Origin of the sequence: Candidatus Nitrospira allomarina, from assembly GCF_032050975.1 — a bacterium.
Classification (GTDB): domain Bacteria; phylum Nitrospirota; class Nitrospiria; order Nitrospirales; family UBA8639; genus Nitrospira_E; species Nitrospira_E allomarina.
This window is the reverse complement of the sequence record NZ_CP116967.1, coordinates 3,845,363-3,868,326: the sequence shown is the minus strand read 5'-3', so window position 1 is coordinate 3,868,326 and position 22,964 is coordinate 3,845,363. Positions and strand designations below refer to the sequence as shown.

Annotated in this window: 21 protein-coding genes; 14 read left to right on the top strand and 7 right to left on the bottom strand. The window is 51.7% G+C overall.

Going from position 1 to position 22,964, the window contains the following annotated elements; genetic code table 11:
* Nucleotides 1-1,362 precede the first annotated feature (1,362 nt).
* The 11 genes from PP769_RS17075 to PP769_RS17025 all read left to right on the top strand — a co-directional run bounded on the left by PP769_RS17075 (nt 1,363) and on the right by PP769_RS17025 (nt 10,833).
* On the top strand, nt 1,363-1,695 hold the full coding sequence (locus PP769_RS17075) for an STAS domain-containing protein (protein ID WP_312642413.1): 333 nt from the start codon (nt 1,363-1,365) through the stop codon (nt 1,693-1,695).
* A 73-nt stretch (nt 1,696-1,768) separates the two neighbouring features.
* Nucleotides 1,769-2,152 (top strand): STAS domain-containing protein, encoded by a 384-nt coding sequence (locus tag PP769_RS17070; protein ID WP_312642411.1) that lies wholly within the window; start codon nt 1,769-1,771, stop codon nt 2,150-2,152.
* Nucleotides 2,153-2,508: 356 nt separating this feature from the next.
* Nucleotides 2,509-3,609 carry an ABC transporter ATP-binding protein gene (locus PP769_RS17065; RefSeq protein ID WP_312642409.1) on the top strand — a complete coding sequence of 367 codons (1,101 nt, stop codon included), beginning with the start codon at nt 2,509-2,511 and terminating at the stop codon, nt 3,607-3,609.
* A complete protein-coding gene (locus PP769_RS17060; protein ID WP_312642407.1) occupies nt 3,558-4,466 on the top strand; it encodes an ABC transporter permease in 909 nt (302 codons plus the stop codon). The genes PP769_RS17065 and PP769_RS17060 overlap by 52 nt, the downstream gene beginning before the upstream one ends.
* Nucleotides 4,463-5,260 (top strand): ABC transporter permease, encoded by a 798-nt coding sequence (locus PP769_RS17055; protein WP_312642405.1) that lies wholly within the window; start codon nt 4,463-4,465, stop codon nt 5,258-5,260. The genes PP769_RS17060 and PP769_RS17055 overlap by 4 nt, the downstream gene beginning before the upstream one ends.
* A gap of 13 nt (nt 5,261-5,273) precedes the next feature.
* Nucleotides 5,274-6,335: a polyamine ABC transporter substrate-binding protein gene (locus PP769_RS17050; RefSeq protein ID WP_312642403.1), complete on the top strand. Its 1,062-nt coding sequence runs from the start codon at nt 5,274-5,276 to the stop codon at nt 6,333-6,335.
* An 83-nt stretch (nt 6,336-6,418) separates the two neighbouring features.
* Entirely contained in the window at nt 6,419-7,246 is an 828-nt protein-coding gene (locus PP769_RS17045; RefSeq protein ID WP_312642401.1) for a HEAT repeat domain-containing protein, read from the top strand.
* Nucleotides 7,247-7,358: 112 nt separating this feature from the next.
* Nucleotides 7,359-7,889 (top strand): peptide deformylase, encoded by a 531-nt coding sequence (gene def, locus PP769_RS17040; protein ID WP_312642399.1) that lies wholly within the window; start codon nt 7,359-7,361, stop codon nt 7,887-7,889.
* Between the two features lie 118 nt (nt 7,890-8,007).
* On the top strand, nt 8,008-9,732 hold the full coding sequence (locus PP769_RS17035; RefSeq protein WP_312642397.1) for an ABC transporter ATP-binding protein: 1,725 nt from the start codon (nt 8,008-8,010) through the stop codon (nt 9,730-9,732).
* Between the two features lie 348 nt (nt 9,733-10,080).
* A complete protein-coding gene (locus tag PP769_RS17030) occupies nt 10,081-10,272 on the top strand; it encodes a DNA gyrase inhibitor YacG (RefSeq protein ID WP_312642395.1) in 192 nt (63 codons plus the stop codon).
* A gap of 21 nt (nt 10,273-10,293) precedes the next feature.
* Entirely contained in the window at nt 10,294-10,833 is a 540-nt protein-coding gene (locus PP769_RS17025) for a hypothetical protein (protein ID WP_312642393.1), read from the top strand.
* A gap of 39 nt (nt 10,834-10,872) precedes the next feature.
* Here the strand turns inward: PP769_RS17025 and lpxD are convergent, their stop codons facing one another.
* The 3 genes from lpxD to fabF are packed head-to-tail and all read right to left on the bottom strand — an operon-like array spanning nt 10,873 to nt 13,600.
* Nucleotides 10,873-11,982 carry a UDP-3-O-(3-hydroxymyristoyl)glucosamine N-acyltransferase gene (gene lpxD / locus PP769_RS17020; protein ID WP_312642391.1) on the bottom strand — a complete coding sequence of 370 codons (1,110 nt, stop codon included), beginning with the start codon at nt 11,980-11,982 and terminating at the stop codon, nt 10,873-10,875.
* Complete coding sequence (locus tag PP769_RS17015; protein WP_312642389.1) at nt 11,979-12,350, bottom strand: acyl carrier protein; 372 nt, start codon at nt 12,348-12,350, stop codon at nt 11,979-11,981. Before PP769_RS17015 ends, lpxD begins: the two co-directional genes overlap by 4 nt.
* Entirely contained in the window at nt 12,347-13,600 is a 1,254-nt protein-coding gene (gene fabF, locus PP769_RS17010; RefSeq protein ID WP_312642387.1) for a beta-ketoacyl-ACP synthase II, read from the bottom strand. Before fabF ends, PP769_RS17015 begins: the two co-directional genes overlap by 4 nt.
* 461 nt (nt 13,601-14,061) lie before the next feature.
* Between fabF and cynS the strand changes: the two genes are divergently transcribed.
* Complete coding sequence (cynS, locus tag PP769_RS17005; RefSeq protein ID WP_312642385.1) at nt 14,062-14,514, top strand: cyanase; 453 nt, start codon at nt 14,062-14,064, stop codon at nt 14,512-14,514.
* A 386-nt stretch (nt 14,515-14,900) separates the two neighbouring features.
* On the opposite strand, the gene PP769_RS17000 is transcribed toward cynS, so the two are convergent.
* Nucleotides 14,901-15,269, bottom strand: coding sequence for a DUF2784 domain-containing protein (locus PP769_RS17000; RefSeq protein WP_312642383.1), 369 nt, complete (start codon nt 15,267-15,269; stop codon nt 14,901-14,903).
* A 273-nt stretch (nt 15,270-15,542) separates the two neighbouring features.
* Here PP769_RS17000 and PP769_RS16995 point away from each other — a divergent pair, with 273 nt between their 5' ends.
* Both PP769_RS16995 and PP769_RS16990 read left to right on the top strand, forming a co-directional pair.
* The gene (locus tag PP769_RS16995) at nt 15,543-16,841 is read left to right on the top strand and encodes a hypothetical protein (RefSeq protein ID WP_312642381.1); all 1,299 of its coding nucleotides are present in this window, start codon (nt 15,543-15,545) and stop codon (nt 16,839-16,841) included.
* A gap of 570 nt (nt 16,842-17,411) precedes the next feature.
* Nucleotides 17,412-18,422 carry a hypothetical protein gene (locus PP769_RS16990; protein WP_312642379.1) on the top strand — a complete coding sequence of 337 codons (1,011 nt, stop codon included), beginning with the start codon at nt 17,412-17,414 and terminating at the stop codon, nt 18,420-18,422.
* Between the two features lie 197 nt (nt 18,423-18,619).
* On the opposite strand, the gene PP769_RS16985 is transcribed toward PP769_RS16990, so the two are convergent.
* From PP769_RS16985 to PP769_RS16975, 3 genes are all read right to left on the bottom strand, one after another.
* Complete coding sequence (locus tag PP769_RS16985; RefSeq protein ID WP_312642377.1) at nt 18,620-19,366, bottom strand: class I SAM-dependent methyltransferase; 747 nt, start codon at nt 19,364-19,366, stop codon at nt 18,620-18,622.
* Nucleotides 19,367-20,299: 933 nt separating this feature from the next.
* Entirely contained in the window at nt 20,300-21,112 is an 813-nt protein-coding gene (locus tag PP769_RS16980; protein WP_312642375.1) for a class I SAM-dependent methyltransferase, read from the bottom strand.
* 462 nt (nt 21,113-21,574) lie between these two features.
* Complete coding sequence (locus tag PP769_RS16975) at nt 21,575-22,762, bottom strand: NnrS family protein (protein ID WP_312642373.1); 1,188 nt, start codon at nt 22,760-22,762, stop codon at nt 21,575-21,577.
* Nucleotides 22,763-22,964: the final 202 nt, after the last annotated feature.

The window sequence follows — 22,964 nt, the reverse complement described above, 5'->3', positions numbered from 1 at the left end:
TGTCTCTGTTTCGGGTGTATACCCGTTATGTATTTTTTCATTTTTTCGCATCAGCGTTAATAAACTAGTCACCTTGCGGGCTTTCTTTCTTATCAAAAAGCCATTTGACTGAATCCTTTCCAATCAAATGTTTCCAAATTCCTGTAATTCGATTCCTTGGAGACAAAAAAGAACGGTTGAGGTTGTAGATCCTACCTTGAGGTTCTCCCCGAATCAATTAAGGGCAACAGCCAAGTCACGGTGGCAGTCAGAACACTTAGCCCCTTCTTTCGAGACCGCAACCAGACGAATGAAATGTGCACACCACATGCAGTAAAGATATCCTGGCCCATTGAATCGAAAAGGATAAGTGGGGGAGAGCTTCCCCCAATTGACCGCCTCTATTGGACACCAGGAGAGTGCATGAGACAGCATTGCTTACAAATCCTTTCTCAAAAATCGGTCTTGATGATCACCCCTCTAAGTTGAGAGATGTGTATTGCTATCCTCGGAACCAGTGAAGGGAGAAGACTCCTAAAAAGGCTATAACCGATTCGATCATCCATAATGTTGTCCAGTCCATAATGATGTCCTCCTTATTCCTCCATTTTTCTTCTTATTGTTTTTGGTTGTTGTAAATAGCAACCTTAATGCCACGAATTTCCGCGTATCCAGTTGGGCGGCCTTCAGGCTACTAACTAATTGTTTTATTAAAAGAAACAAGGAGGGTTGCGAAAGGGAAGTTTCGATCTAACCATGCAGACCGAAGTATCGGAATTAATACAGATCGTATCTTATTCACACAGGAAAGCTAGTTTGGTGGCGAGGACGAGATTCAGGATACCCTCCTCTCTCGGTCATCCAAAGAAGGAGAAAAAAATTAGATTTTAGGTGTGAGAAGAGGGCCAAAACGGATGAATTTGGAGAAGGGGAAGTGAATCTGAAATCATGCATTCCAGGCTGTTTGTAGGAGGTGAAGTAGATTGCCACTTTTTTGGGCTTCCCCTCAGGCTTCCCAGCTATTAGCGCGTTGACCCAGGCCCGTCGTCGCCATTCTTGTCGGTGGGTAACCCCATTATTCCACTGTAGTGTTACAGGTGGGGGCAGGAAACTGCAGTGTCCATTAGTTTTCCCATAGAACGTTTTTACCCATTGGGTAAGGTCTGCTTGGCGGTTGGTAGGAGGTCGAGAGTCTTGTGTCATGCCTTGTTTCATACACACCTGTTTTTTGAAGGAAATTTTGATATGAAAAATGCGGAGGCCGGAATAATCTCAAATGTGAGCGTGGCATATCTGTTGCTGATTATTTGGTTTGAAGGATAGCAAAGAAGGGGCTACTCAATACCAAAATGTGTCACGGACAATATAAGGAGGGACAGGTTCATGTTGGTACGAGCACGGTGGGAGAACGGAACGAGAATCTTGATGCTTTCTGGTCGGTTCGATAAATTTGGACGGGTCCCGGTGGAAACGGCGTTGGCGGCGGGAGAGGGACGACCTTGCCATCACGTCGTCATGGATTTTTCACGAGTATCCTCTATGGATAGTGCAGGCATTGGAAGACTATTGTTGCTCTATCATTCGCTTCGAAAGAAAGGCATGGCCTTGACGGTGATCAATCCGAAGCCCTCTGTTAGGGCACTTTTGGATTTGGCAGGCTTAGCCACCATTATTCCGATTATGCAGGAAAAGCCTGAAGTCCGATCGGTTGCCTGATCCTCTGGGAATGAGAACTGAATTTCTTTAAGTTGCAGCAGAGACAAACCGAAATGGAAATTATCAAACCGTGATGTCTACGATGCCTACCCAATCGACTCCCATTGACGATATGCATGTTATTACATTCGGGACATGCTTTGATGGGTCTGCGGAACCTGCTTTGGAGGCGGCTGTCTTACAAGTGCAGGAAATACAGGGCAAGCACATCATTCTGAATATGGAAGCTTTGACCACCCTGAATAGTCGTGCCTTAGGCAAATTATTTCTCACCTATCATCACCTCAATCGGAAACACATTCGACTCAGTATGGTCAATCCAAAGCCCGCAGTTCTTGAAATGTTAACATTTGTCAATTTTCCGAAGATCGTGCCTATCTATGATTCGGTTGATGCCGTGGTGGCTTTTGAGCAACGTCAGATTGAATCTTTAGCTCTTCCACAGCGACCGGGGTGAAAAAGGGTGTATTAGGGGCGAGAATATCTCGGATGAAATTTGGGAGGACGAGCCGATCAAAATTCTCCCAACCCCTCGAGCTCGGGCCTTTAAGGAAGGCACTCCATAACCAAAATCCGACAGTTCAAATGGCGGTTTGGCATTCACTGATGCATATGCCCCCCCTCAAATGCCTAAAGCGGATCTCCAGCCATCCCGACAGTCGCCATAGATTTTTCTAGCTCCTCCCTCCCCTACAAGAGGTTGCAGTTGGCATGGCAAGGCCGCTGGCCCCTGCATTGACTTCCATTTTCCTCCCTTCCTAGAATCGTCACCCTGGCGATTTGTCCATTCCTCCCGGAAGGGATCTCTGGCTCGTGAATGAAAGCGTCGTACTCGATAAGGTTATCAAAACTCATGGCCTCGTGAGGGCGGTGGATCATGTGTCATTGTCTATCCAAAGCGGAGAGTTCTTTTCTATATTGGGGCCGAGCGGGTCGGGGAAATCCACCATCCTTCGATTAATTGCCGGATTGGACCGGCCCGATCAAGGGGACATCGTTATTCAGCAACGTGTTGTCACCTTAGATCCTCCTCATAAGCGACCGGTAAATATGGTGTTTCAGCACTATGCGCTCTTCCCGCATCTGTCGGTGTTTGAGAATGTGGCTTTCGGTTTACACATGAAAGGGGAGCGTCAAGCCAATATTCAGACGGCGGTGAGTCACATGTTGGCTCTGGTACGACTGCAAGGAAAGGAAAAGCGCCTTCCAGGGCAATTGTCCGGAGGGGAGCAGCAACGGGTGGCGCTCGCACGAGCCCTAGTGAATCGTCCCGTGGTCCTGCTGTTGGATGAGCCCTTGGCTGCTTTGGACCAGCAGTTACGTCAGGAGATGCAAGGAGAGCTGAAGCGGTTACAAAGGGAGGTGAAAGCGACATTTATTTGCGTGACTCATCAACAGGATGAGGCCCTCATGCTGTCTGATCGAATTGCGGTCATGCAAGGTGGGAAGGTCTTGCAAGTGGGGACGCCGCAGGAGATCTATGATCGCCCCGTATCTTCGACGGTGGCTCAGTTTATCGGTCTTTCCAATGTCTTGTCTGGTACCATCGCATCCTGTGAGAGTGGATGGTGTCGGGTTGAACATGACGTCTTGGCATCCGTGAAGGTCACGTGTTCCCCGCATGATTCTCTGCAGGGGGCTGTCACGGTTATGGTTCGCCCAGAGCGCATACATGTGTCCTCTGACCTGTCCCCCAACGGATATGACAATAGGCTTCAAGCGATTGTGCACCAAGTCGCTTTTTCCGGAAATGAAGTGGTGTATCATGTTCGGCTTCGAGACGAGGCGATCTGGATGGCTCGGGTGCCAATCGCCGAAGCGCAGGCCAGACCATTGGCCGTTGGTCAGCCGGTGTATGTGCAATGGCGGGCTCAGGAGGGAATGGTCTTGCCCGCCCATCCGGCACCATGCTGAACAATCGTTCTGACCATTCTTCCGCTTTCCCTGTCAAGCTGTCCCTCCTATCGGCAAGTCTCTTTTTAGGCCTGTTCTTTTTTCTCCCGCTGATATTGGTCTTTGGTGTAAGTCTGGCGAGTCGGGGAATGTATGGGGGAATTACCTGGATCCCCACCTGGGAAAATTATCAACGTGTTTTTGATCCGCTGGTGGGAGTGATATTTTTCCGATCTCTTCTCTTGGCGGGATTGACGACTTTCATCTGTGCCGTGGTGGGGTTCCCCTTGGCGTATTGTCTGGCCAGGGCCTCCCGCCCCTGGCAACTCATATTACTGACTCTTGTGATGATTCCATTTTGGACGAATTTTTTGGTTCGGACCTATGCGTGGGTATTAATTCTTCGAGCGGACGGTATTGTGAATGGCCTGTTGATCAGGTTGGGATTGCTGGATGAGCCCCTTTCCCTATTATTCACCGATCTATCGGTATTCCTGGGACTGGTTTATGGTTATCTGCCCTTTATGGTGCTTCCTCTGGTGGTGGCCATAGAACGTATTTCTCCGCAATTGGAGGATGCGGCGTTTGACTTATATGCGTCCATGGTCGGGATGTTTCGACACGTGCTGCTTCCTCTCAGTACTCCGGGTTTTCTGGCCGGTGGGGTGTTGGTCTTTATTCCTTCCCTCGGGGCTTTTATTACGCCCTATCTATTGGGTGGAGGACAAAACATGATGCTGGGCACGTTCATCCAACAAGAATTCCTGGTTGCACGAGACTGGCCGTTTGGCTCCGCGCTTTCTTTCGGATTAATGGGAACGGTCCTTCTCCTCTGGTTTCTGTTGGGTCGTACGTCCGTTGAGAAGGATCCGTCATGAAACGGATGCCGTCCAGCTTCATTGTGATGAGCCTGCTGGTCATGGTGTTTTTATATTTGCCGGTGGTCATTCTAATCGGGCTATCCTTTAACGCCTCCACGATGGGAGTAGTGTGGAAAGGATTCACGTTTCAGTGGTATGAAAAGCTGGCGATGGACCAGGCGATTCTCGAGGCAACCGTCAATAGTGTGGTCATTGCATTGCTCTCAACCGGAATGGCCCTTATCCTTGGAGTGGGGACCGCCATTGGCCTGGAAACCCGTCAAGGACCGCAAAAGGCCTGGGTTAATATGATCCTCGTATTGCCCCTGGTCATACCGGAAATTTTATTGGGTGTGGCCTTATTGATGATGTTTGTCTTGTGTCAGGTTCACCTGGGGTTTGGTACTATTATTATCGGACATATGATCTTTAATCTCCCGTTGACCATCGTCATCGTCAGGGCACGACTTCGTAAGCTGGACCCTGCCTGGGAAGACGCGGCGCGTGATTTGGGTGCCACGTCATGGGATGTGCTCACCAGGATTACGCTTCCTTTGTTACGCCCGGCCATCTGGGGGGCAGCCCTATTAGGATTTACCGTATCGTTGGATGACTTTGTGGTGACATTTTTTGTGGCCGGTCCCGGTTCGACGACGTTACCACTTAAAGTGTTTTCGATGATCAGGACAGGGATGACCCCGGAGATTAATGCCTTGTCGGCGGTCTTGGTGGTGGTCTCCATGCTGTGCGTGGGGTTGTCCTGGTTCGTTCAACAGCGGTCCACACCGGCCTCGGCTGAATCTTCGTATTGATGAAAGTTTGCATGTGAAAACACTGATGCCTCTGTATGTCGTCATCTTGACCCTCCTGGTGTCCGGAGGATGTTCGGAATCTTCCACATCCCCGGAATCGCCATCTTCCCAGCACTCTACACTGTATTATTTCACGTGGTCCGATTATGTGGATGCGGGTGTAGTGGCCAAATTTGAAGCGACCCGAGGGGTTCGGGTGGTGATTGATACCTTTAGTAGCAATGAAGAGTTATTAGCAAAAGTGCAAAGCGGCATGACCGGGTATGATGTCGTGGTGCCATCTGATTTTATGGCGGGAATTATGGGACGGTTGGGATTACTGGCTGAGTTAGATCTGGCAAAAATTCCTCCTGTGCAGGATCTGGAGCCTCACCTGCGACAGCTCTCGTTTGATCCCACAAACCGGTTTGCCATTCCCTATTTATGGGGCACGGTTGGAATGGGGTATAATGCTGATGTCGTGACTGAACCGCCAACCAGTTGGGAGGCCTTATGGGATCCGAAATTTTCCGGTCGAATCAGTTTGCTGAACGATGAGCGGGAAGTCTTTGGGATGGCACTTCAGACGTTAGGCTACTCGCTCAATAGCGTCGATCCCCAGGCCATTCAACAAGCCAAACATAAGTTGATGAAGCAAAAGCCATTGGTCAAGGCTTATACGAGCGAACAATTCGACCAACTCCTCGTGGCCGGTGAAGTGGTATTAGCGCATGCCTGGGGCGGGCCGATTGCCAGGGCGATGCGTGAACACCCGTCAATCCGGTATGCCCTCCCCCAGGAAGGCGGAATGATGTGGACGGATTGTCTGGCGGTCTTGGCCAGCTCCCGTCAACAAGCGCTCGCGATGGACTTCATCAATTATCTGTTAGATGAGGAGGTGGCGCTTGCCACATCGCAGCGACTATTATTTGCCTCAGCCAATCGACATGTTCGGGATCGTCTGCCGGCAGACATTCGCACGAATACAGCTGTCTACCCGCCAAGTGATATGCTTGCCCGAATGGAGTGGTTGGAAGATGTACAGGAGGCCATTCGCTATTATGATCGAGCCTGGACAGAGCTGAAAGTGCACTAGCTTGGCTTGACCCTTTTGGCCATCTGCTACTAGACTATCTGATTGCTAAGTTTCATATACGCGGATTCACGAAAGGGATGTTCATGACGAAGCGAATCACCAATTGGTCACAGACAATATGTTGGATGGTTGGTGCCTTTTTTCTGTGTGGCACCCCGCTGTGGGCTCAGGAACCAGGAAGAAGTCCTTTCTCCGTCTATCTGACGCAAGTGCCCTATGAGGCTCCTCCCCCTCCAGAATCCACGGGGGTAGAGGCGACGGAATCCCCTGAAATCTTAACGCCCCAGGATCATGAGCGTCTGGAAGCGCTTATCCCCATGCTTGAAGGCCGGCAGGAATTTTGGGCCATGGGAGAGTTTGTCTTTTTTGGGAAACATTCGATCCCGTATTTGGTAAAAGCGCTTAAGGTGCCGGTGCCCAGAGTCCGGTTCAACGCGGTGGAAACCCTCTCTATGTTGAATGATCCCTCTGCGATTCCGGGCCTACTGGAGGTGGCCATGAATCCGGATGAAGAATCACGAATCCGGTCCCATGCCTTGCGTGTGGCAACACGATTGGACCCCAACCAAGTCATTCCGGCCATCGAGGTGATGGTGAAAGATCCCAATTCCACGATTCGAAACACGGCTGTCTTTGAATCACGGAGGGTGCCTCGAAAGGAAGTGCTGCCTGTGATTATTAGTGCCATTTCAGATCCGGAGCAATATGTGTCGATCACAGCGCGGGATTCTTTCTGGATTCTCACCAGATTCAGTGGCTCAATCCATGATTGGGAAGTTTCGACACCCGAAGACAGAAAGGAATGGGTAAAGGAATGGTGGGCTTGGTGGGAAGAGAATAAGGACCGATTGGGTGTGACACCGCCATCCGCAGAACCCCCTCGATCACCGGCAGAGCAGAATGTGAGTTAACACCGATCCTTCAAAGAGGGTAGTTTGGGCTCGTCGCCGGACGGTGGTCGAAGGAGTGCCATGTAGTATATGAGATTACAGACCTAGACGATCGCGAAAAGGAGTAAGGTGTATGGCAGTATTACCTATAGCAAAAATCGGCAACCCGGTTCTCAGGCAACAGGCAACGCCTGTGGACCCTGCATCAATCGGGAGCCGGCGGGTTCAGGCATTCCTTGATGATATGTTTGAGACGATGGTTCAGTATGAGGGAATCGGATTGGCAGCCCCGCAGGTCGCACATTCGGAACAGATTGTCGTCATGGAATGTGAGGGGAAGGATGGTTTTCCCAAGACCGTCCTCATTAATCCTAAAATTGTGTTTTATAGTCCCTCACAGAGTGAAATGTGGGAAGGATGTCTCAGTATTGATAATATGCGAGGGAAGGTAATCCGGCCGTCCATGATCCGTGTGCAGGCCTATGATAGACAAGGGGTACTCCAAGACTTCGAAGCCAACGGGCTCTATGCGGTGTGTATCCAACATGAAATGGACCACCTCATCGGGAAATTGTTCATTGATCGAATGACTGATATGTCGACCCTGACTCAACTGGAAGAGTTTGATGCCTATTGGCGTGAAGAATCCGCCCCGGTGATTTAATCCCTGCTTGATAGAGCTAACCGTCGAGCGTTTTCAGCTCCTCAATTCCACGAGTGTGTTTCCGTGATTCCTATCAGGATCACGCCATCTGTCGACGAAAAAGGTTTCTAAGCGTCCCGTGAAATCACTCCTCCGAGTTCTGTCGTACTTGGCCCCCTATCGGGGGCTCGTGTGCGTCACCTTCTTCTTTGCCGGGGTAACGACGGCATTGGAACTGCTCCCACCCTGGCTCATCAAAATCGTGATTGATGACGTCATCCCGGCAAAAAATATGGATGTTCTGACCTGGGTGCTGGTTGGATTATTCCTGGCCTATGGATTGAAGAATCTCTGCAATTCTCTCAGAATCCGGTTCAACAACACGCTTGAGCAACGGGTGGTGCATCGGCTTCGACAACAAGTGTTCGCGGCCCTGCAACGCTTGTCGTTGACTTATTATGAAAACCGATCGACGGGTGAAATCATGTCGCGTGTTGTGAACGATACGGAGCATGTGCAACGAATTTTTATTGACGGGCTTGAGGGCATGTTAACGGCTACGTTAACCCTGGTTGGCATTACCACTATTTTATTTATGCTGAACTGGAAAATGGCCGTTCTCGTGCTGCTGCCGATTCCAATTTTAATTATCGGGGGCGTAGGATTTACCCGCCGTGTCCATCGGTATTATCACGAAATACGTCAGCAGGCGGCTGAACTCAATGGCTATCTGCAGGATTCCTTGTCCGGGATTCGGGAAACCATGGGATTCAATCGACAACCCTACGAACAGACGCGTTTCCGTGATATGAGCCACAAGTACAGCCAGGCGAATCTGAAAGCGATGTATTTATGGTCGATTTATTCTCCGGGAATGATTTTCATCGGAAGCCTGGGAACCGTCTTGATTGTCTGGTATGGGGCGGGTGAGGTAGTAGCCGGTCGTCTTTCCACCGGTGAATTAGTGATGTTTTTATCTTACCTGGTATTGTTTTATACCCCGGTCAATCAAATCCATTCGGTGAATCATTTATTGCAGCATGCCTTGGCAGCCAGTGAACGGGTGTTCGATATCTTAGATGCAGAGCCGGCCGTGCCGGACCAGGGACACCTTCGTCCCGTTCAACCCCGGTTGTCGGGAAAAGTCGAATGGAAGGATATGGCATTTGCCTATCGGCGGGAGATGCCGGTCTATGAACATCTTTCACTGTCGGTGGAGGCGGGGGAGCATGTGGCTTTGGTCGGGCCGAGCGGAGTGGGAAAGAGTACGCTCATGAAACTGCTCTTCCGGTATTACGATGTAGGGGAGGGAGCGATTGAACTGGATGGATACGATATTCGTCATCTCCCGTTATTCTACCTTCGGGAACAAATCGGCTTTGTGCAGCAAGAGCCATTTTTATTCAATGGCACCGTGCGGGCCAATCTGGCCTATGGAGACTTGTCGGCATCGCACGACCAAATAGAAGCGGTGGCGCGCGTTGCGCAAGCGCATGAATTTATTCAAGCGCTTCCTGACGGGTATGACACCTGGATCGGGGAGCGCGGGGTGAAATTGTCCGTTGGGCAAAAACAGCGTATCGCCATTGCCAGGGTGCTGCTCAAAAATCCACCCATTGTGGTCATGGATGAAGCCACCTCCAATATTGACACCGAAACCGAAGTCGAGATTCGCATTGCGATGGATGAGTTGATGCGTGGGCGGACGACCTTTATCGTGGCCCATCGGTTGTCGACTCTGCAAACCGTTGATCGAATTGTGGTCCTGGAACATGGTCAGATCGTTGAAGAAGGCGATCATGCAACCTTACTGGCGAGAGGGGGATTGTATGCCGGTTTGTATGAAGCCCAATTTCATGTCTAACATGGCACCGCACAAAACTGACTTGCCCAAGCCTGTGGTCTGTCGGCCTATGCGTGCAGGCATGAACGAAGGGGCCGTGTGTATCCGAAGGACGGTTGAATAATTTTCGAATTTTTTCTTTTCATGACTAAATGAGTGACAGCACCCGGCAGCGGAAGCCATAAGTGAGGGGACAAAAAGTCGTGTCCAGCCCTGCCCTGAAGCCTCTCGAAGAAAAGGTCGCCGCCGTTTTGGGCGGGCGGAGGGTACGGAGGAGGACGTGAGCATGGCCAGAGGGCGAGAAGGCATCGATAGAAGTCCCTTCAAGGGTGCAACACGTGTTTTCCACACTCCCTCGGGAGGAACGACATGACCGTGAAATGTCCGATGTGTGGCAACGTGGAACAATGGGAAGGTAATGTCTTTCGACCCTTTTGTTCCAAGCGATGTCAATTGCTGGATTTGGAGGGATGGTTGAGTGAGCGCTATCGCATTCCCGATGCGGAAGACGATGGGTTGGATGAGACGAATCCTGAGGCAAGTTCAACCTCTTCCGACTAGACTGTATGTGGAGACCAACGTATGCCAAAAATGATCACGGCTAAACGTCATGAGGACGATACGGAAAAAGCCCAAGAGTTTGTCCGAACCAATATTCTGCTTCCTGCCAGTTTGTTGGGATTGATTTCGGTTGTCGTCGGAGTGATCGCCTTAGGCTTTCAATTCTGGGCAGGAACGTATGGATGGGAAACCTTTACCTACAGCTCGGCCCTCATTATCGCCGGGGTGCTTGTGGGGATCATTCAAACAAAATACCAACAGTATCTTTTGCGGGAGTTTCCCGGACATTTCGCCAGTCGCATGAAAGCCTATAGCCAACGGTCGGTCCGTAAGGCAAAGAAAGCCATCACGGAGCATGACATTGAGCATCGAGGTCGTGGATTGGTTCCGCTCTGGTACTTTCTGGGGATCGTAATGTTTTTTGCGCTTTCCGGATTAACCGTGGCCACGGGTTATATGGAGCCGGTCGCCGCGTTTGCCCTGCCCTGGGCAGGCTATTTTTGGGCAAAGTTGTTTTTTTGGAAAGGAGTGGTGTTGCTGCCAGCACGCAAAAAGAGATAAAGCCTTACGGCTGTTGGGTCATGGGTCCGCTCTGGGGGATTAGGGCTTTGAGGTTGAACGGCGTTTGACCGGTGGAGACATGGATGCAGATTGGTCCGGGAGAAGCGATTCAAGATGTTGGACCTGTTTCTGAAGAGCCCGGAGTTCCTTGCGTAATTCGGGGAGTTGGTATTGAAGAACCTGTGACCGTCGCCAGATGCCATGTTCGACCGCCGGCCGACCACCCACAATCTGACCGGATTTTACATTATTGGTTACCCCCGAACCCGCCGCAATTTTCACTTGATCACCGATGGTGACATGATCGACCAGGCCGGCCTGGCCACCCACCATGACGTGGCGCCCTAATGTAGTACTGCCCGCAATTCCTACCTGTGCGACGAGAATACAGTCTTCCCCGATCACCACGTTATGGGCGATCTGCACCTGGTTGTCGATTTTTGTGCCGCGCTTAATAACGGTACTTCCAAAGGTTGCCCGATCCACGGTCACATTGGCCCCGAGCTCAACATCATCTTCAATGATCACATGGCCCAATTGGGGGATTTTGTGGTGACGGCCTTCGTGTTGCACATAACCGAACCCATCGCTCCCGATGACAGTGCCGCTGTGTACAATGACGCGATTGCCGATGACACACTTGGTCAGTAGCGAGACATGGGGATACAGGATGCACTCGTCCCCGATAATAGCATCGTCGCCAACATGAACTCCGGCATGGATGGTGACACCGGACCCGATGAGCACACGGTCTCCAATTGTGACGAGGGCGCCAATTGAGACATCCGGACCAATGCGCACATCGAGTCCGGAGACAGCACTGGGATGAATGCCACGTGGTGGAAGAGGGGGGAGGAAAAATTTTTGAGCCAACGTCGTGACGGCGACCAGTGGATTCGGAACGATGAGTTGTGGTCGAGGGTCGTCGGGGATAGGCTCTGTGACAATTAAGGCTGCAGCCTGTGACTGACGCGCCGGTTTTTGGAAGGATGCCTTCAAGACAAAGGAGATATCTCCGGAAGAGGCTCCTTCGAGATGGGAGAGACCGGATATCAAAATGTCAGAGGATCCGTGAATGGTGGCATGAATGGCTTGGGCTAATTCCTGAAGGGGAATATTCACGGTTCGTGAGGAAGACGATATCGTCATGTGCGCGATTTTTTTGAAGTGGGACGGCTTTTGGGTTTTTTGCCAAGTGGAGTCGGGCGTGAATTCTTGGCCGACGGTGTGGCTTGAGGGCCGGAGAGGGCGCTCCCTTTACCATGTATTCGTTCATCCAGATAAAGGATGACTGCGCCGATGGTCGTTAAACGCCCGAAGTCCTCATCCGGTATTTGAAGATCAAAAGCCGATTCGACTTCATAGACTAATTCGATGGTTTGCAGAGAGTCCAACCCCAAATCATCACGAAGCGAATCTTCAGGATGTAGATCTTTCGGGTCGCGTTGAAGGTATTTACCGAGGGTGTGGTACACCTGCTGACTGAGTTGAGAGGATTTGTTGACGGAAGATTTCATGAAAACTTTTTTAAGACCAGAACCGCATTGTTACTTCCGAAACCGAAGGCATTCACCAACCCCACGCGAACGGATTTTTTTTGTACCTTAGTAGAAAGGCCCGGCAAGGCACAATGGGGATCCGGGTCATCATAGTTTACAGTGGGATGTATTATACCAGTTTGAATGGATAAGGCCGAGACTATTGTCCCGATCGCTCCGGCCGCTCCCAGTGTATGGCCAATGAGCGATTTGGTGGCATTGACCATGATGGTATTCAGGCGTTTTCCGAACACCGCCCGTAACCCTTTGACCTCGACATCGTCTCCGACCACGGTGGATGTCGCATGGGCATTCACATAGTCTACCTGTGAGGGCGAAACCCCGGCGTCTTTCAATGCCAAGGTAACGGTTCGCGCAATATCGGAGCCATCCTCTCTGGGAATCACCATATGATACGCTTCGCTGGTGGCGGCATATCCGGCCAGTTCCGCATATATTTTCGCTTTTCGACGGGTCGCATGGCGAAGGGATTCCAAGATCAGGGTGCCGGCCCCTTCCCCCATCACAAATCCGTCCCGCCCTTGATCAAATGGCCTGGAGGCCTGATCGGGGTGGTCATTATATTTGGTGGATAAGGCACGTAATGAGCAAAAGCCGGCAAATACCAACGGGGTAATGCTGGCGTCCGCTCCTGAGGCAATGACGACGTCTGCCTGGTTCAGGCGAATGGCCTGTAGGGCTTGTCCAATAGAATGAATGCTGGAGGAGCAGGCCGTAGAAATGGTGAGATTAGGGCCCCTTGCCCCAAAAGCCAACGCCAGAATGCCAGAGGCAGAGTTGAGCGTAATGGTCGGGATAAAGTTCGGATGCACCCGATGTGGCTTACGGGACTGATAGAGGGTGGTGAGTTCACGTTCCCCCATCATCATCCCGCCCATGCCCACACCGGCCATCACTCCCATCCGTTCAGCCGGTTCCTTCTCAAGGTCCAGTCCACTATCCTGAATGGCTTCCCGTGTGGCGGCAAGGGCAAATTGTGCATAGCGGTCCACACGCGATGAGAATTTATCTTCTGAAGGATCGGGAAGGCCAAAGTCGGAAACCTGCCCCCCAACCCTGGAGCGATAGGACTCCATGGGGAAATCCCCAAAAGATGAGATCGCTGTTATCCCCGTTTTACCCTGCAGGGCGGACTTCCAAAACGTAGGAACGCCAACCCCGATAGGGGAGACGATGCCAAGCCCGGTAATGACCACGCGCGCTGCCATAGCTTGCTCCAAAAAAGAAGTCTCTAACCTACCAGAACCATGGTGAAATAGGGAGGGGTCAGGAGGCTATAAATTGTGTATTTATGCTCTTTTTTCCTCATAAAGGCCTCCTCAGTTTAGGAGGTGGCGGAGGGAAGTATTACGGGATAAAGGGAGATTTGAGGAGAATGAAACCAGGAATTGCCTAAAACATGAGCAGGACCGGGGAGGGTAATGGGAATTGGTACGCGGAAACTCCTTGGACCGCTGGAGCGCTTCCTCTTTGGAAGGGAAATCCGGCAAGGCTTCATGGTCTCTCCTGCACCTACCGGACCCACGCAGGTGCGTGAATATTAGATTGACACGTCCATACTCCCCGCCTAACGTATTGTCAGGACCTGAGGCAGAGAAGAGTATTTCAACTTAATGGGGTTCATGAGAATATCAACCATTCGGTGGCTTGAAAGGGGTAGGGAGTGAGAATGAATAAAAAGGAACTTGTCGGCCAACTGCTTGCAGCGAAAAAGGCCTCAGGAAAGACGTACGACCAGTTAGCAGCAGCCCTCGGGCTGTGTAATGTCTATGTTGCCCAGTTATTCCGATTGCAGGCGCAACTCAAGAAGGATACCGAGATCAAGCTCGTCAAGCTGGTCCCGGGACTCACAGGAAATTTGCTTGAAGCGATGCGGGAGTTTCCCATGCGATCCTATGATCCGTCGGTCCTGCAGGAGCCACATATTTACCGCATGACTGAAGTGTGCGCCCATTATGGGGAGTCCATTCTGGACATCCTGCATGAGCAGTTCGGTGATGGGATTATGTCGGCGATTGATTTTAAGCTCACCGTCGAGAAGATTAAGGGTGACAAAGGAGAGGACCGTGTCGTCATGACCTGGAATGGAAAGTTTCTGCCACACATCGAACAGACTGCCTAACGGGGAGGGGCGTGATGCCCTAAAAACAGGGGGACAGGACAGGAGACCATGGTCAATTTTTGCCTATATAAATATAATGCAATGGTTTAGTTTTAACTTTAAGTTGTTTTGCCGGCGATTCTCTTTGAACGAAAAATAAAGTGCGGTACTCACGATTGAGACTCATGCAAATGAAATAATTCATTATAGCATTGAAATGTATATTCACCTTTATGGCAGCGGCAAATGACGATTTTAAAGAGTAGGTAGTTAAAGTTAAATGTAATGTATAGCTTTAATTTATATCTCAGGGAAAATGGGCCTGAGATGCACCCTATGTGTTTAAAGAATATGATGATGGAATAATGTATGTTTCAACGTAAACGCTGAGGGGTGGCTGAGGGAAATTAAATAATTTTGGTTCTTCTCCCCCATACAAACCCATAGGTCACCAGCGTAAAAAGGACGACGACGAAGCCCAGCCAAAATTGCATATCCGGGGTAAGGCCTTTTGGGTAAATGATGGGCAAGGCATAATGCTCAAGAAATCCTCCACTATAACCGGCCTCACCACTGGCCTGTCGGAGCCGGTTTTCCAGGGGCGTAAGAGGGCAGATCCACCCCCCAAATTCCAAGGCCGCCGCCCACAGTGCGGCAGGAAGATGAACCCAGGGGATCCACCGCCACCAAATCGCGAGAATCCCCCCGAACAATACAAAGGCAATGAAGGCAAAGTGGATGAGAAGGACCAATTCAGCAAGGACTTGCCAAAGCATGTTGAGGATCCCGATTGAGATGGTTTCGGGCGAATCTCAGATCCAAAATGGATCGAGAGGTCAGAACAAAACGCCTTCCTTGTTTCTGACGGGATGGTACCATCCTGATGTCCTCAAGAGGGAATAGGGCTCCCCCTGCAGAACAAAAAATGTAAAGGGTCTTCATGATTCGTGGAACGGGAGGAAAGCATAACCCCATCATGAGGGTGTAAAGTATCAATTGGAGGCCGGTCTGTCATTTCAGTGAAGTAATAGCAAAGGGAGGAAAAGGCAGTGAAACGCCATGGCGTATTTCTCGGAACCCCCCTCCATTCACAGGCATATCGGACAGCAGGCATGGGGCAAGAGCTCTTTTGTGATCCAGGATCCGTTCACCGCATTGGACCCCACGCCAGTAAGCGATCCTGGGCGAGTAGGCTTGGTGGGACGATCTTGGTATTCCTATGGATGGGAGCGGTCGTTCCGTTGGCCATGGGCAGCCATAAAGGCTCCGAAGAGCATCATGTGGTTTCGGATTCCGTAACCGAAAAATCTGTGGAGCATGATATTGCGGGTGCGCCGTTTCAGATTTATCTTTCCGGGGGAATCGGGACGGATGAACAAGGCGGCGCGAAACTAGCCAGAGCCGATGACGCGCTCCAGACGGTTATTGGGGCGTTCAATCACTTGATGGAACATCGGACTGACTACGCCAGATTTGATGAAGCGCTAAACAAAGGGGCGCTGCAGAAAGTCATTATTGAACCGAAGGTCGTGAATCGGGAGGGGAAAGAATTTTTATTGTTGGTGGCCCGCACCTCACAGCCCAATCAAGTCAATCTCCTCATTAGTGCGTCCGCACTGGAAGAAGAGGGCTATCTCAATCATCCGGAACAACTGGTGCCGGTGCTGGCCAGAGAATTTCAATGGGTGGTGAGCAAAAGCGACACGACCCCGAAACGTCAAGCGAAGCTGTTCCCCAGCGACCTTAAGCAGGCCCCGATCAAGACCAATCAAGAGATTGCGGCAATGTCAGGAGAGGACCGTGAACAATTGCTTCAAGCCTTGTTTCGTACCTATTTAACCACCACCGACCGGCATAATAGTTTGGAAGGGCAACCCTATTATGAAACCGGTTCCACCACCCGGATTCCTCCGGCGCAACCCGATTTCACCACCAAGTTGTATGACATTCGGGTACGCGAAGCCCTGCAAAAAATTGTGCGGGAACCGGACTTTCAGGAACAGACCCCGAAGGCGGTGAGGAGTCTGCTTAATGGCAAAATCTGGAACGTCGCCTTTGCGGACATTCATAATCGGGATTGGGCCACGCGAACCCGGGTGGTCCCCAAAGAGCAGTCCATCACCGCAGGCGAAGAGGACAAAACCATTCAACCGGCCACGGTGTTGATCAATATTCACCGATCGGCCTCGCCTGATGATCCTTTCTTTGAGGAGACGAAGGGGCTCCCCATGGGTGCCCTGCCGACTGAGATCTTGGCACGGGTCATCGCCCGGGAAATCCAGGACAATATTACGGAGAAGTCCATGCGCGGCCATGTAGCCCAGGATGAACTCTCCGCTCCTCAGTGAAAGGACGGTGGCCACTATCCCTTACATTCTACCCTTGTCCTCTTCGGAGCCTGGTTTTCGGCAGCAAAACCTCCAACTTATTCCGTTCCGCTAAAGTTCCGACGCTGTTGCTCCGATAGATCATCGGCCGTTGCTTCGTTTCGATCTGGTACCACCAAATAAAAAATGAATGCAGAGACTGCGACTGATTGAAGTCACTTGCAGCTTCGGTATATGAGTAAGGAAATCTCAGTAATGTTCATCATTCGAAGGAGTGGAGGTAGAAGAAAGAATAAGCCTGGCATTCATATGCCTGGCTTGTCGGAGTGAAAACTCTGTGATACCGTAAAACGTATCGTGTAAGACCTCTTCTTTCCGGGGCGACAGGCCCCCTCGAGATGGAAACAGGGACTTACACGATTTTTTTGTGCAAACCCTCCGTGGTCTTCTGAAGGCAGAAAAATCCCACAAGGATCCAGGAGTTGTGTGATAGAGCAGTAACGGTTGTCAGAGTGGGCTGGTATCTGAATATGTTGAATTGTGAGTGTAAATTATTTGTAGTTTTCTTGTGAAAAGAAAGAAGGAAAAGTGATGGGAAAAAAGATTGTGGCCAAAATTGGTGAGGGTATCAAGAATGCCTCAGACATTGGCTATCATATTGTGATTTTGTGCCTGAGTGCGGGGATTGCGTTGTCGCTCCCGACCGTGGCCAGAAGTTTTCTGACCTATTGGACAAGGGTGGAGAAGGAAAAAATGTCGATCGTGGCCTTGGAGATCGGCGTCGCGGCGTTACTCATTGTGGTGATGACCTATATCAGACGGAGTTGGCAGGACCGGAAGCTGGCCAAAATGGCCATTGATGCGGGCTTCGTGTCGTTTTTCCCCAAACGGGCGCGGCGGGCTGAGGATGGGATTCGCAAACTTAGGCAGACCCAGGGGCGTGGCCGGACCGTCCTGGTCATCGGGTCAAGTGGGTATGACACGTTGCGTGATCAGGTGGGAGACTTATCGACCATTCTGGATAAATGCCTGGGAGCCAACATCATGCTGGTGAATCCCTTTAGCCAGGGGGCCAGTGCACGGATCCGGGCGATTGCGGATCCGATGATGTCCATTGAGAAATATCGAGCGGGCGTCAGGCAAAGCATTGAGTTGCTCAAAAGGCTTCAGGGGGTCGGAAAATCCGTCAAACTGAAACTCTATTCGGATCCTCCGCTTCTAAAATTGGTCATCCTTGGAGACTACCTCTGGATGCAGCATTACCATACCGATCTGGATATTCAGGAGATGCCGGAATACGTGCTGCGGCACAACGCAAACGATCACGGACTGTACACGTTGTGTTATCAATATTTCATGCAGCGTTGGGAGCAGACCGACATACCGGAATACGATCTGGTTACCGATGAGCTGGTCTATCGGGATAAAAATGGCCGGGAAATCAGAAGGGAACAATTCTGGCCGGATGACATCCCGCAAAACCTAGAGCAGGGGAGAGAGAGCCCCGTGTTGGCCTCAACGTCACATACGCCCATGACCCGTCCGGCTCTGGAACATGCCATGTGTCGAACAGCGACTGAAGCTATACGATCGCACTTTTGATCGTCTGAATAGGATATTTCCCAGATACTCCCCACCAGGGCTCGGACAACAAGACTCGTTTCCCTTCGTTCGACATCGGTCGGCCGTCATCGGACCTGTGTGTCGTGGGGGCTCAGAAAGGCCCAGACTGGCGCGGGACATAGATGGTCGAAACTATACTTACCGTAAGCGAGAAATAGGTGCATGGGTAATGTAGTTTAGGCCGCACCCGCGGCAGGTTTCCGCGCGATAAGCGTGAGATACTCGTGGCCGTCGGTGCGGTACTCCACCGGGAAATGGCGAAAGCAAAAGTATTCCAAGCTTTCCACGATGAATCCGGCCTCCTCCGCACAACGGTGCAGGACGGCCTTCTCGAAGAGATGCACCAAGGGCGGCAGTCTCTCCGCCCAATCAGGTGGGGCGACGGTGCGAGGGTCAAAAATGCCCGGCCAGCGTTCCCCGCTACGCGCCCGCTTCTCATACTCCGGCCGCAATGTGCGGTAGAAACCCAAGCTAGGTGTCATCACGACCAGGTACAACGCCCCACCAGGTTCAAGCCAGCGCAGAACGCTCTGAAAGGCCAGATCGACGGTCGGTCCCTCGAAAAAATGCAGTACTTGTGCGGCAAGCACTCCGCTCAAGCTGCCGTCGCCGAGGCGGATCTCTTCGGGAAACCGCGCTGGAATCAGCACGAGTCGCTTGCGATCCAAGATGGACGCGGTAGATGCCAGCACGCTCAGCTGGGAGGCCGAGAGGTCGTTTGCGATCATCGTGCCTCCGGCGCGCAGGGCCGGCAGCGTGGCATTGCCGTAAGCGGCGCCGATTTCCAGCAGCGGACGACTGGCCCGGGCGGCCAGTTCGATAAACGCCTCCGCCGCGGGTGAGGGTTCTTCGGTCATGATCCCCATCGCGTTGTCGGTCGGGATCAACCCGTCCTCGATGGCTCTTGGCCAGCCTTCGTTCATTGTCCTGAGACCTCCAATATCATGAGAATTGTGGGCGCGCGCAGCCCCTGCACACAGCTGCGAGAAGTTCTAGAACCGCCGGCTAACACTGTGGAGGCGAATCCTCATAAGACCCGGATCTGCCAATATCTGTCCGTAAAACACTCAATCGAATTTTCTGAAAATAACGACATTCTTTCCTAGCCTCAAAGTCCAGCCTTCGAACTGGAAAAACAACACGCGAATTCTTCGTCAATTGTCGAAATTAGTCAAGTTGGATAACTCAGAAAAGTTTACTGAATCTGTCGAGAGTGGTGATGGCCGGGCCTTTTTTATAGAGGGGCTGTTGAAAAATGCCGCCAGCGGCGTTCTTGACATTTTCCCGTGCTCACATACTGGAAGTACGCTCTGCGCGCAAAACAACGGCGAGGCCTTTCAGGACCTATCAAGCAATTCGTGGCCTTGCTGGACGAACTTTTTTGAACCGTTCCGAGGCCTCTGATATGCCACGTGTCTGTGGGTCAATCTGCCCTTGGAAATTATTATTATTCAACACTTCCATAGAGAGCGAATCTCGGTGAACACTTTCCTCTTCTAATCCGACGCCTGCCGGCTGGCCCAAGTAGGGACGTTCTCATCCGCTGGCGGGCCTTGTTTGAGCGGAGCGAGTTGGTCCGCCCTCCTTGAGTTCGCGTCCCTACGCTTTAATAATGCCAGACGGGGCGTCAATGGTTTTGGGTCCTTTTGCCGAAACAAAAGGACCTCGCCTGCCGGGGCGAAACCCGGCAACATCGAACATCAACGTTGACATGAAAATAGGGTGCACACTCGCGATCTAAGAAACTATCCGCGCTCTTTCCCAGGCAGGCTCTAAAATAAATTCCCAATATACATCATCAAACTGTCTAGGTTCAGGCCTGTACCAACACCTCTTTGATCCCCTGCGGTAACGGTTCAAAGCGCAACAGTCACGAGCAGGAAAGTCGCCGGAATCGACGTGGAATCCTTACGCCCGCTTTTATTCTGACTATTGAACAAATCCTCCAGTTCCTGCTGCAGGTCAGCGGCTCGCCCGTTTTTTTCTGCGGCTTCAAATGCATTCATCGTTGGCCCGTAGTATTTCCTGAATTCCTCGACGAATGCTGAGGGTGCCATGGGATAGTTGAACGTAAACGTGTCGCGCGAAAAGGATATCCGCTCGGCCGGAACTCCCGCACCGGCAAATCGCTCGATCACCTGGCTCTCGACTCCCCAGGTCATCGGGCTGATGAAGCCTTCCGGTGGAGGCGGCGTGTAGCTGGAGCTGATTTTCAAAATCTGGGCCACCAAGGTCGGATCATTGGGAATCCAATTACCCATCACGATACGACCGCCCGGCCTGGTTACGCGCACTTTCTCCTTGGCCACCTTTAATGGATTCGGCGCAAACATCGCTCCAAAGATACTCACGACGAGGTCAAACGTTCGATCCGGCAACTGGTGCAGATTGGACGCATCGCCTTCCTGAAACGTGCAATTGGTGAGGCCATGTTCATTGGCCCGCTTGTTTCCCGCCTCAACCAGGTTCCTGGCAATATCGACGCCCAACACTTCTGCTCCAAGTTTTGCCGCCGGTAAGGCCGTCGTGCCATCCCCGCATCCGAGGTCCAGGACCTTAAGCCCTTGTTTAATTCCAAGTCGCTGGACGAGTGCCTCTCCGCTTTCTCGCATGGATTCGGCAATGCGGGTAAAGTCCCCTTTTTCCCAAAGTGCTTGATTTGGATTCATGGGTCCATTCCTCTCTATCAACTAAATGGTGCTTAGGTTCCCCGTGTTGGAATTACCAACTCTTAGTGCCCCATTTTCTTTCCGTTTGTGCAGAATAATTTTTGGGCAAATGACGAAATTAGTCAAGTTGGATAACCCCAAAAAAGTTACCTGACTGTGTTGAGAGTGGTGCTGCCCCGGCCGTTTCCATGAATCCTGATGAACATTTTTCTTCCTTGATCCGACGCCTGTCGGTTGGCCCACCGGAGGGACGCTCTTATCCGCTGGCGGGCCTTGTTTGAGCCAGGCGAGTTGGTCCGCCCTCCTAGGACTTGGCGTCCCTCCGCTCTCATGAGGCCAGACGGGGCGTCAATGGTTTTGACTACTTTGGCCGAAACCAAAGTAGTTCGCCTGCCGGGGCGAAACCCGGCAACATCAAACATCATGACGACACGAAGGTAAAGTTTTTTGCGATGTGTGTTTTTATTCCTCGTCCAGGCTCGGGCCAAATAGGTACGGTCCATAGACAAAAGCGAACAGCACATAGGCACTACTCCAGATAATCGCCGACATGCTAAGCACCAGAGATGTCGAGAGGTCGGTGGCCGGACCAAAAACCCGCAGCAGTGCACCCAGGTTCACCAAGCTGTAGATCATGACCGTCATGGTGCCTGCATGCCGTGGCCGTCCCGTATGCCCCAGGCTGGCGCGGGTCATGATCGCCAGGGTCATCGAACCCACGGCGCCGGTCGTGAGCACGTGCACCGCATCCTCCTGGCGCAATCCTAACCCCAGAATCGCCGCTCCCAGGATGAGCAGCGACATGGCCAGCCACCCATAACCCACGTGTAGAATGAACACTAACGGTTCACACCAGGTGATCCAGCCGTACCAGCGCAACAGACGAATCAGATTCATTAACCCGGCCAGAACCAGGAGCCAGCCGGTCACCATGCCCTCTGGCAGAACCGTCCAGGCGATTGCGGCGATGGCGGCAAGAAGGATCGACGCACCGTCGAAACGGGAAAAGGAGAGAGGTTGTTGGGGCATGCCGCGCTCGTTCAGATAATCAAGGGTAAAACTGGGGATGACGCGCCCACCGATCAGCGCTAATAGCAGGATGATGAGCGAGAGCGCCATGCGCTCGGGGAGATCCGTGGCCGCGTCGCTTAGAGCGCGGACGTGAAAAAGCAGATTGGCGATTGCATAGAGACTGATTAATATGCCGATTGGCGAACGATCCCACGCCTTCCCCATCGCAATTTCCCGCCAGACAATGATGGCCAGGGCGATGAGAAAGGCTCCGTCAACGATGGCGCAGATCAATGGCGGAGGCCAGGGTATGGCGATGACCAGGCGTCCTGCCAGCCACAATGCCCAAAGCATCATCAGCGGTAATCCTTTGATCGGAGGACGATCCGTCCAGTTAGGCATGGCTGTGAAAAGAAATCCCGCGATCACGGCTGGAAGGAAGCCGAAGATCATTTCATGCACATGCCATTCTCGCGGGACATAGAGGAAATGTGTGCGGTCTACCCCGGAAAGAATCATGGCCCAGATAGGAAGGGCTATGCCGGCAAAGACGGCGGCACTCAGGAAAAACGGTCGAAATCCATAGGAAAAAAATGCCAGTCGTTGAAGACCGGATGGTTTGTTCGTTGTGTTGATCATATAATCCTGAGTTTTGAAAAGTTGTTCGTCATGGGGATATGCGAATCCTGGGTCGCCTGAAATATTTTCGGCTTGTCGGGTAGCAGTGTAGGCGATTCGGTTGAGGGGGCAAAGGGGAGGGGATCAAGAAAGGGTATCTTTCAAACAGGGCGGTCTCACCGGGTGGTTACTCTGTGCCATTTTGGGGAATGATCGGTGGCCA

Bases quoted from the DNA above. Each gene is read 5' to 3' on its own strand.
- PP769_RS17030 (WP_312642395.1), top strand. From the start codon at position 10,081: ATGACCGTGAAATGTCCGATGTGTGGCAACGTGGAACAATGGGAAGGT.
- PP769_RS17060 (WP_312642407.1), top strand. From the start codon at position 3,558: ATGGCGGGCTCAGGAGGGAATGGTCTTGCCCGCCCATCCGGCACCATG.
- PP769_RS16990 (WP_312642379.1), top strand. From the start codon at position 17,412: ATGGGAAAAAAGATTGTGGCCAAAATTGGTGAGGGTATCAAGAATGCC.
- PP769_RS16975 (WP_312642373.1), bottom strand. From the start codon at position 22,762: ATGATCAACACAACGAACAAACCATCCGGTCTTCAACGACTGGCATTT.
- PP769_RS17055 (WP_312642405.1), top strand. From the start codon at position 4,463: ATGAAACGGATGCCGTCCAGCTTCATTGTGATGAGCCTGCTGGTCATG.
- lpxD (WP_312642391.1), bottom strand. From the start codon at position 11,982: ATGACGATATCGTCTTCCTCACGAACCGTGAATATTCCCCTTCAGGAA.
- PP769_RS17070 (WP_312642411.1), top strand. From the start codon at position 1,769: ATGTCTACGATGCCTACCCAATCGACTCCCATTGACGATATGCATGTT.
- PP769_RS17045 (WP_312642401.1), top strand. From the start codon at position 6,419: ATGACGAAGCGAATCACCAATTGGTCACAGACAATATGTTGGATGGTT.
- PP769_RS17000 (WP_312642383.1), bottom strand. From the start codon at position 15,269: ATGCTTTGGCAAGTCCTTGCTGAATTGGTCCTTCTCATCCACTTTGCC.
- fabF (WP_312642387.1), bottom strand. From the start codon at position 13,600: ATGGCAGCGCGCGTGGTCATTACCGGGCTTGGCATCGTCTCCCCTATC.
- PP769_RS16985 (WP_312642377.1), bottom strand. From the start codon at position 19,366: ATGAACGAAGGCTGGCCAAGAGCCATCGAGGACGGGTTGATCCCGACC.
- PP769_RS17075 (WP_312642413.1), top strand. From the start codon at position 1,363: ATGTTGGTACGAGCACGGTGGGAGAACGGAACGAGAATCTTGATGCTT.
- PP769_RS16980 (WP_312642375.1), bottom strand. From the start codon at position 21,112: ATGAATCCAAATCAAGCACTTTGGGAAAAAGGGGACTTTACCCGCATT.
- def (WP_312642399.1), top strand. From the start codon at position 7,359: ATGGCAGTATTACCTATAGCAAAAATCGGCAACCCGGTTCTCAGGCAA.
- PP769_RS17015 (WP_312642389.1), bottom strand. From the start codon at position 12,350: ATGAAATCTTCCGTCAACAAATCCTCTCAACTCAGTCAGCAGGTGTAC.
- cynS (WP_312642385.1), top strand. From the start codon at position 14,062: ATGAATAAAAAGGAACTTGTCGGCCAACTGCTTGCAGCGAAAAAGGCC.
- PP769_RS17025 (WP_312642393.1), top strand. From the start codon at position 10,294: ATGCCAAAAATGATCACGGCTAAACGTCATGAGGACGATACGGAAAAA.